At 67.4% G+C, this 9,012-nt stretch carries 8 protein-coding genes; 4 read left to right on the top strand and 4 right to left on the bottom strand.

The features are described from left to right. Window positions 1-148: 148 nt before the first annotated feature. Complete coding sequence (tkt, locus tag O0J73_RS19865) at window positions 149-2,146, top strand: transketolase (protein ID WP_308309449.1); 1,998 nt, start codon at window positions 149-151, stop codon at window positions 2,144-2,146. Between the two features lie 126 nt (window positions 2,147-2,272). On the opposite strand, the gene O0J73_RS19860 is transcribed toward tkt, so the two are convergent. Together O0J73_RS19860 and O0J73_RS19855 are read right to left on the bottom strand one after the other, a co-directional pair. Further along, window positions 2,273-4,225 carry an acetyl-CoA hydrolase/transferase C-terminal domain-containing protein gene (locus O0J73_RS19860; RefSeq protein WP_308309448.1) on the bottom strand — a complete coding sequence of 651 codons (1,953 nt, stop codon included), beginning with the start codon at window positions 4,223-4,225 and terminating at the stop codon, window positions 2,273-2,275. A 35-nt stretch (window positions 4,226-4,260) separates the two neighbouring features. Continuing rightward, window positions 4,261-4,818, bottom strand: a complete 558-nt coding sequence (locus O0J73_RS19855; protein ID WP_006465757.1) for a flavin reductase family protein — start codon at window positions 4,816-4,818, stop codon at window positions 4,261-4,263. 119 nt (window positions 4,819-4,937) lie between these two features. Between O0J73_RS19855 and O0J73_RS19850 the strand changes: the two genes are divergently transcribed. From O0J73_RS19850 to O0J73_RS19840, 3 genes are read left to right on the top strand one after another with little or no spacing between them, the layout of a single operon-like run. Continuing rightward, window positions 4,938-5,303 (top strand): BlaI/MecI/CopY family transcriptional regulator, encoded by a 366-nt coding sequence (locus tag O0J73_RS19850; RefSeq protein ID WP_006465755.1) that lies wholly within the window; start codon window positions 4,938-4,940, stop codon window positions 5,301-5,303. Beyond that, window positions 5,296-6,537 carry a TonB family protein gene (locus O0J73_RS19845; RefSeq protein WP_308309446.1) on the top strand — a complete coding sequence of 414 codons (1,242 nt, stop codon included), beginning with the start codon at window positions 5,296-5,298 and terminating at the stop codon, window positions 6,535-6,537. The genes O0J73_RS19850 and O0J73_RS19845 overlap by 8 nt, the downstream gene beginning before the upstream one ends. After that, window positions 6,534-7,094 (top strand): hypothetical protein, encoded by a 561-nt coding sequence (locus tag O0J73_RS19840; RefSeq protein WP_049458198.1) that lies wholly within the window; start codon window positions 6,534-6,536, stop codon window positions 7,092-7,094. The genes O0J73_RS19845 and O0J73_RS19840 overlap by 4 nt, the downstream gene beginning before the upstream one ends. 64 nt (window positions 7,095-7,158) lie before the next feature. Here the strand turns inward: O0J73_RS19840 and O0J73_RS19835 are convergent, their stop codons facing one another. Further along, window positions 7,159-7,959, bottom strand: coding sequence for an MBL fold metallo-hydrolase (locus O0J73_RS19835; RefSeq protein WP_308309445.1), 801 nt, complete (start codon window positions 7,957-7,959; stop codon window positions 7,159-7,161). An 11-nt stretch (window positions 7,960-7,970) separates the two neighbouring features. Continuing rightward, complete coding sequence (locus O0J73_RS19830) at window positions 7,971-8,789, bottom strand: S1/P1 nuclease (protein ID WP_006465710.1); 819 nt, start codon at window positions 8,787-8,789, stop codon at window positions 7,971-7,973. Between the last annotated feature and the right edge of the window lie 223 nt (window positions 8,790-9,012).

The following is a 9,012-nucleotide window of genomic DNA, read 5'->3' as shown; positions in this document are numbered from 1 at the left end:
CGGCAACCTCATGATCTTCATTGAATTCTGCGCAACTGCCGGCCAGCGGCCGGCACGACCGGGCAAGCTGGAACTGACCCCTGCCCGGTGACTATGGGACAATAGGCCGCCCGCACGTCCGCGGCCGCCTCCCGATTCCGACAGAACCATGACGCAGCCTACCCGTCGCCAGTTGGCCAACGCCATCCGCTTCCTTGCCGCCGATGCGGTTGAAACCGCAAAGTCCGGCCACCCCGGCATGCCCATGGGCATGGCCGACATCGCCGAAGTCCTCTGGAACGACTACCTCCGCCATAACCCGAGCAACCCGCACTGGTTCAACCGCGACCGTTTCGTGCTGTCCAATGGCCACGGTTCGATGCTGCAGTACGCGCTGCTGCACCTGAGCGGTTACGACCTGCCGATCGAGCAGCTAAAGCTGTTCCGCCAGCTGGGCAGCCACACCGCCGGCCACCCGGAACGCCACGAGACCCCGGGCGTGGAAACCACCACCGGCCCGCTGGGCCAGGGTTTCGCCAACGCCGTGGGCTTTGCCCTGGCCGAGAAGCTGCTGGCACAGCGCTTCAACCGCCCGGAGCTGGAAGTGGTCGACCACCGCACCTGGGTGTTCATGGGCGATGGCTGCCTGATGGAAGGCGTGTCGCATGAAGCGGCGTCGCTGGCCGGCACCTGGGGCCTGCACAAGCTGGTCTGCTTCTGGGACAACAACCACATTTCCATCGACGGCAACGTCGAGGGCTGGTTCACCGACAACACCCCGGAACGTTTCGAAGCCTATGGCTGGAACGTGGTCCGCGACGTTGATGGCCACGACCCGGAAAGCATCAAGGCCGGCATCGAGGCCGCGCTGTCGCAGAGCGACAAGCCGACCCTTATCTGCTGCCGCACCACCATCGGGTTTGGTTCGCCGAACAAGGCGGGCAAGGAATCCAGCCACGGCGCACCGCTGGGCAAGGACGAACTGGAAGCCACCCGCAAGCAGCTGGGCTGGGAATACGGTCCGTTCGAGATCCCGCAGGCGATCTACGACGGCTGGCGCGCCAATGGCGCCGGCACCCTGCGCCAGGCCGAGTGGGAGCAGCTGTTCGACAAGTACGCCAGCCAGTATCCGGCGGAAGCGTCCGAGCTGACCCGCCGTTCGCACGGCGAGCTGCCGGCCGACTTCGTCGCCAAGGCCGATGCCTATATCGCCCAGGTGGCCGCCGAAGGCCCGACGATCGCCTCGCGCAAGGCCTCGCAGCTGGCCATCGAAGCCTTCGCCCCGCTGCTGCCGGAAATCGTTGGCGGTTCGGCTGACCTGGCGCACTCCAACCTGACCCTGTGGAAGGGCAGCACGTCGGTCGCCAGCGACGACGCCAACGCCAACTATGTGTACTACGGCGTGCGCGAGTTCGGCATGACCGCGATCGCCAATGGCCTGGCGCTGCACGGTGGCTTCATTCCGTTCGACGCCACCTTCCTGGTGTTCAGCGACTACGCCCGCAATGGCGTGCGCATGAGCGCGTTGATCCCGGCCCACGCCATCCACGTCTACACCCACGACTCGATCGGCCTGGGCGAAGACGGCCCGACCCACCAGCCGGTGGAGCACCTGGCCTCGCTGCGCTACATCCCGAACAACGATGTGTGGCGTCCGTGCGATGCGGTCGAGTCGGCAGTGAGCTGGAAGGCTGCGATCACCCGCCAGGACGGCCCGAGCTGCCTGGTGTTCAGCCGCCAGAACCTGCCGCACCAGCCGCGCAACGCCGAGCAGATCGCCCAGATCGAGCGCGGTGGCTACGTGCTGGCCGATGCCGCCGGTACCCCGGATGTGATCCTGATCGCCACCGGTTCGGAAGTCTCGCTGGCGACCGAAGCCAAGGCCCAGCTGGATGCGGCCGGCCTCAAGACCCGCGTGGTCTCGATGCCGTCCACCGACGTGTTCCTGCGCCAGGATGCGGCCTACCGTGAATCGGTGCTGCCGAACGCCGTGCGCAAGCGCGTGGCCGTGGAAGCCGGCGTCACCGGCTTCTGGCGCCAGTTCGTCGGCCTGGACGGTGCGGTGATCGGTATCGACACCTTCGGCGCCTCGGCCCCGGCCGACCAGCTGTACAAGCACTTCGGCATCACCACCGCCCACGTGGTGGAAGCGGCGAAGTCGCTGTAAACCGCCTCGCGGTGTAACAAGGGAAAGGCCGGCACACGCCGGCCTTTTCTTTGCCGCAGAAAAAAGGGGACGGAGGGGATCAAGTCGTTTGTGCACATGCGACTTAATCCCCTCCGTCCCCTTTTTTCAGGCGGTGCGTGCCAGCGCCAGGCGCAGCAGGCGTGCGTCCAGGCGCTCGGCGAAATCCTTCGGTGCCTGCAGGCCCATGCGCTGCAGGTACACCGCATCGCCATCACCAGCCGGTTGGCGCAGCGCTGCCCAGACGGTGCGCAGCTTGTCGCCACGGGTCTGCGTGTTGGCCTTCAGCCAGCCCAGCGCCTTCACCAGCACCTGCTCGATCTCGTTGAAGTCGCTGCCCAGCGGATAGTCCGGAAGGCTGCCATCGGCGCGGAACGGTGCCAGTGCCGCGGCCAGTGACTGCGGCGTGTTGCGCTGCAGGCGTTCGGGATCCGGCGGCGTGGCCCTCAACAGCTTGCGCGCGGCGTGCGCCTGCTGCAGCAGGCCGGCCTGGAACGGTGCCTCGGTGATCGCGGCCATCGCCTGCACACAGTCCTCGTCGGTCAATCCGCGCAGATCGGCAATGCCGTATTCGTTGAGGTAGATGTCGCGCAGGTGGCGTGGGATGGTGGTGTGGCCATAGTTCCAGCGCACGTTGGATTCGCGCTGGCCCTTGTCGTCGCGCGCGGCGCGGAACATCAGCACGCTGCGGGCTTCCGGCAGGGCATGTGCCATCGCCACGAAGTTGTACTGGCCGCCCACGCCGGACACCACGCGTCCATCGTCCAGCGCATCCGACACCGCCGCGCCCAGCGCGGTGGCCATCATGCAGGAGTTGAAGAAGCGCGCATGGCGGCGCTGCAGGCGCTCCAGCGTCTCGTTGCCGCCGTACAGCTGGTTGATCTCGCTGATGCGGCGCATGCCGATCGCGCGGCATTCGTCTTCCGGCAGGGTGCGCAGCCATTCGTAGAACTCCGGCGAGCCGAGGTAGAACGCGCCGTGCAGGTACTCGCCCTCGGCAGCCAGCGTGGCATGGTCGATCGACAGCGTGCTGCCGTTCTCGATGCGCTGCATCAGCGCGAGATCGTCGTGCACCTTGCGCTTGATCACGCCGGTCTGCACCAGACGGCGGAAGCCTTCGTTGAGCATCTCGCTGCAGCCGTACAGGCCTACTTCGAACGGGTCCAGGCCGCCGATTTCCTGCACCAGCGGATGGCTGGCCAGTTGTGGGTCGAGTGCATGCAGCACGCGGCGATAGCGCGCATTGTCGGTATGGCGCAGCACCAGTGCGTGGCTGAGCGCATCGGCCAGCGTACCAATGCCGATCTGCAGCGTGCCGCCATCGCGCACCAGGGTGCTGGCATACAGGCCGATGGCATAGTCGGCATCGGCAACCGGCTGCCGCGGCAGGCCGAACAGGGCCGGGTACGGCGGCGGCGGGGTGATCACCAGATCGAAGAACGACACATCGACCGTGGCCGAGCCGCCCAGGTAGGGCAGCTGCGGATCGATCTCGGCGACCAGCAGCGGGCGCGGCAGCCCGCGCGCGGCGATGGCATCCAGCGTGTCCTGGGTGATGTCGTTGTTGCACGACAGCGAGAGCCGGCGGTCATCCGGGCGCATCGCCACCTTCTGCACGATCACCTGCGGCGCGCGCTGGGCGACCGCATCGGCGGCGTGGGTGTAGTTCAGGCTGGTATAGCTGGATTGCGCCTGCCGCGACCCGAGCAGGGCGCCGGACTGCATGTAGAACTCTTCCACCTGCACATGTGCCGGCAACGCGTCGCGGGCGATCGCATCGGCATAGGCCAGGCGTGGAAAATCATCGCCGAAGTGACGCTGCGCGAACGGCGCCATGAAACGCGCTTCCAGGCCGTTGCCGCGCGCCTTCGGCGGGTTCAGCGACAGCGCGGTATACAGCTGCAGCGGCCGCGACGGATCCTGCTCGACGCGTGCATACAGGGCATTGAGCAGCCGGTGCGGCTTGCCCAGTGCCAGCGGCGCCCCGATCCGCAGCGGCCCGTCCACGCGCGCAAACAACCAGTCGACAGCGGCGTCCAGGTCGGTGAGGTGTTCGGTCATGCGCGGCGGTCCTGCGTCTGGGGGGAGTGCCGGCATTACAGCATGTCGGGCTTGAACCGCCGTCGACGCGAGACTTCGGCGCCAGACACCATGAACTGCCCATCGCCCCGGTAATGCACCGTGCGCGGCAGCTTTGGGCGTGGTGCAACATGGGCCCGCACGATTTCCCAGATGAACAGGTTGCTTGATTCCACCTGGCTGTCGTCATGAAGGCGGCACTCGAAGCACGAATGGCATTGCCCGACCAGCGGCGCACCGACCTCGCGCGCGGGCTGTGCATCGAGCCCGAAACAGGCGAACTTGTCGACCTCGCGGCCGCTGCAGTTGCCGATGTCCACGACCGTATCGAGCAGCTCCACGCCGGGAACATTGATCACGCACTCGCCGCTGCCGCGCGCCAATGCGTGGCTGTGGTTCTCGTGCCACAGGTAGGTGGCGACCAGCGAAGGCGAGAAGCCCATCACCATGTGCCAGCCCATCGTCATCAGGTTGCGCTGGCCGCGCCACGCGGTGCTGACCAGCACGATCGGGCCGGGTTCGAGGAAGCGGCGGGCCTGCTCGACCGGGAAATCTTCCTTGGGCAGCGCTTTCATCCGGGGGCCTGGGGCGGGAAGGACCGATGCTGGCGCAGCCGGGATGAACCTGGAGTCGAGGGGCTTGACATGAGGTTCGATTACGCGCGTAATCAATTTGTCGATTACGGACGTAAACAATGACCCCGATCAGCGAAGCCGAAGCTGTTGTGATGGAGGTGCTGTGGCAGCAGGCACCGCGTAGTGCCGACGAGGTGGTGGCCGCATTGGCCCACCGCGACTGGGCCGAGCCGACCATCAAGACCCTGCTCAACCGCCTGCTGACCAAGGGCGCGATCGCCGCCGAGCGCGATGGCCGGCGCTATTTTTACCGGCCGCTGCTGCAGCGCCAGGCGTGGGTGGAGGCACAGAGCCAGGACTTCATCGGCCGCGTCTTTGAAGGCCGCGTGGCACCGCTGGTGGCGCACTTCAGCGAACGCGGCCAGCTGAGCGCGCAGGACATCGCCGAACTGAAGAAGCTGATCCAGGAGCTGGACCATGACTGAGCTGCTCGACGGACTGTGGCAGGCCAGCCTGTGGCTGGCGGTGGGCGTGGTCGTGCTGGCCACGCTGCGGCCCTTGCTGGTGCGGTTGGGGGGCGCGGGGTTGGCCTATCGCAGCTGGTGGCTGCTGCCCCTGCTGATGGTGGCGCTGCTGTTGCCGCTGCCCCGGGTTGCATTGCTGCAGCAGGTGCCGACGCTGCCGCTGAAGGTGATGCCGGGCGCCCTCGAGGGCGCGAGCGGTCATGCGCTGCCATGGGCCGCTCTGCTGCTGGTGGCCTGGGCACTGGGGATGGGCGTCTGCCTGCTGCGCGAGCTGCGTGCACAGCGGCGCTTCGAGCGGCACATGGGCCCGCTGCGGCCGCGTGCCGATGGCAGCTGGCAGGCCAGCGGCGATCCCGGGCTGCCGGCGCTGGTTGGCCTGTGGCGGCCGCGCATCGTGGTCGGCCCGGCGTTCGACCGGCAGTTCAGCGCACAGGAGCAGGACCTGATCCTGCAGCACGAGCGCAGCCACCGTCGCAATGGTGACCACTGGGCCAACGGTGCGCTGCTGCTGATGCGCACGGTGTTCTGGTTCCACCCGCTGTTGCCCTGGGCCGCACGCCGTTTCCTGCGCGAGCAGGAACTGGCCTGCGATGCCCGCACCATGGCCCCGCAGCCTGCGCTGCGCGGCCTCTACGCCAGCACGCTGTTGAAGGCGCAGCTGGTCCATCCGGTCGCGCCCGCGGTCTGCCATTGGCGCAGCCAACCCGTGTTGAAGGAGCGTATCGCCATGTTGAAGCAGTCCAAGCGGAAGGCATTGCCGTGGGTGTCGGGTCAGGTGCTGGTGGTCGGCCTTTGCCTGGGAATGGGAGCGGTGGCATGGGCCAGCCAGGGCAGTACGGCGGGAGCGCCGAGGATCGGGGCCGAGCCGTTTGAACACGCTCAGGAAGACGCAGCCAGGGCCGGGCTGGACCGACCCGTCCAGGTCGACAAGATGCCGCCGCCGTCCTATCCGAAGTCTGCAATCGAACAGCGCCAGGTGGGCGTGGTGAACCTGCGCGTAGAGGTGGATGCGCAGGGACAGCCCACCGAGGTGCGCGTGCTCAGCGCCACCAATCCGGGCGTGTTCGATGCGGTGTCGGTGGCGGCTGCGCGCAGCTGGACATACCGGCCTGCGATGAAGAACGGCAAACCGGTGGCCGCTGCCGTGCGTATTCCGATCACCTTTGCGATGGACGACACCGAGGACACCCAGTGAAGTCTGCATCGCTGCTGCTGGCGGCATTGCTGGTGGGATGCGCGAGCCAGCAACACCTGACCACGGTTGATACCCGCAATGAAAGTGTCGGCCACCAACGGCTGCGACCGGAGGCGGCGGGCGACGGCGGACAGGTGCAGGCGTATTCGCTGGGCGCCAGCGAGGGCTACCGGATGCCGCAGCTGTACGCAGCACCGGACCCGGAGGTCGGCGATCGTGATCCGCGCGCGGAACTGGCGCCGACCACCATCTGCCTGCAGGTAGTGGTGGACGCCAATGGAGGCGTGGAGCGTAGCCTTCCATTGACCGATCGCCATGAGTGCGCAGCCGGTGCTGCACCTGAGAACGCGCCTCTGTTGCAGGCGGCACAGGACGCGGTGGCCATGTGGAAGTACTCGTCCGCAGCGGTCTGCCATTTCGCACCGGGCACGGTACCGGCGGATCGCGGTGACTGCCGGGGTGCAGAGCGCGTCGAGCCGGTGGCGGTCACCCTGCAGTACGCCTTCACCTTCGAGATCGTGAAGGGCCAGCATGTGGTGCGCACGCAGGGCAAATGAGGCGCGCGACGCCTGACGGAAACCGGTAGCGCCGGGCCAGGCCCGGCGAGCACCGCAGCGTCGATCAGGCCCCGCCCTGGATGTTGGCCTTCACTGCCGGCTGCATCAGCTTGGGTTCTTCCAGCGTGGCATCACGGGCCTGGCGCACGCTGACGAACTCCGCCTCGGCCACGCCATCGTGCACATGGATGTTGTGCGCGCGCTGTTCGCCGATGGTGGTCTCGTTGGCAAAGTCGCGGCCGCCCGGGCCGTAGTCGTGGCAGACGAAAACCCGCGTGGTATCGGGCAGCGCCAGCAGGCGCTGGATCGAGCGGTACAGCTGCGCGGCATCACCGCCCGGGAAATCGCAGCGGGCGGTGCCGCCGTCGGGCATGAACAGCGAGTCGCCGGTGAACAGCGCATCGCCGATCAGGTAGGCGATGCTGTCGCTGGTGTGGCCGGGCACGGCGATCACCTGGCCGCGCAGTTCGCCAAGCGCAAAGATTTCGCCATCGCTGAACAGGTGGTCGAAGATTTCATCCGCAGCAGGAAGTTGCAGGCCGTAGCGCGGCGCAAAAGTGGCCTGCACCGCGCGGATGCCTTCGCCGATGGCCAGCGTGGCCTGCGGGAAGTGCTGCTTGAGCCGGCGCCCGGCCGACACGTGGTCGGCGTGGGCATGGGTTTCCAGCAGCCAGCGCAGCTGCAGGCCCTGTTGCTCGATGGCCTGCAACGCGGCGTGCAACGGCGATTCGCTGCTGGCGTCAGTATCCGGGTCGTAGTCCAGCACCGGGTCGATCAGCGCTGCCTCGCTGCTGGCCGGGTCGCTGACCAGGTAGCTGAAGGTGTTGCTGTCACGGTGGAAGAACGACTGCACCTGGACCGCCATTTGCATGCTCCTCAGCGCGTGCCGAGCACGCGGTTCAGCAACTGCGCCAGGTTTTCACCGGCCAGTCGCAGCTGCGCTTCGGCCAGCGGCCGATAGCGCTCGGTGTATTCATCACCGATCTTACGCGAGGCCGGATAAACGCCAGCTTGCATGGAGATGCGGCAGCTGGCTTCGGCCCACGTCTGCGGGTCGCGCTGCGGGTTGGACTGGCGCGCCAGCTTCGGCGCGCGCTGGTGCTGCAGCAGCGGCAGATAGCCGGCGTCGTCCAGCTTGCGGGTGTTGAGCATGCCGCTGTCCCACAGCGAGTGCAGGTTGGTACCACGGTTGCCGAACTGCAGCTGGAAATCGTTGCCGCCCTTGTCGTGGGCATAGCCGGCGTGCATCGGCTGGTGGATGTCGCCGACCAGGTGCACGACGAACTTCAGCGCCTGCAGGCGCTCGCCGTCGGTCAGGCTGCGGTCGCCGAGGATGGCGCTCTGTGCCTTCAGCGCCTCGACGATGCAATTGCCGTTCTTGCAGTGCTTCGGAGCTTCGTAGTGGCAGTTGTCTTCGGCGATGTTGACGTAGTGCCAGCCGGCCGAGCGACGGCCCAGGCCCGGGTCCTTGGCGCGCAGCTGGTCGGCCCAGGGCGCGATGCTGGCCAGGGTGGCGTCCGGTTCGGTGGCCAGCAGGCGATCCACTTCGGCGCGGGCAGCGGGACTGAGACGGGCGTCGGCGACTTCGGCGACAAGGCGGTGGCCTTGGGCGCCCCAGGCATGGGCGGGGGCGGAGACGGACAGCAGGGCCGGCGCCAGGGCGGCGGCAAGGAAGAAGGAGTGCAGAGCTTTCATGCGCACATTCTAGCCGGGGGTAGGTGGATTGAAGTGCGGCGCGTTCCTGTTCCGAAGTGGGAGCACAGCGGGAGGGGTTTACGGCGTGTCCCGGCTCCGCTCCCCGCCTTGCCCCAGCTCCGGAACCGCCTCAGTCCCAGCAAAAAAAAGCCCCGGCAATCACCGGGGCAACATGCTGCGAGGGTTTTGCGTGTAGCGGGGGAGGGGGGGGGGGGGGGCCCCC

It is taken from the genome of Stenotrophomonas sp. Sm6012, from assembly GCF_030985895.1.
Lineage (GTDB): Bacteria > Pseudomonadota > Gammaproteobacteria > Xanthomonadales > Xanthomonadaceae > Stenotrophomonas > Stenotrophomonas forensis.
The sequence above is the reverse complement of the archived record's forward strand: the minus strand, read 5'-3'. Positions and strand labels throughout refer to the sequence as shown.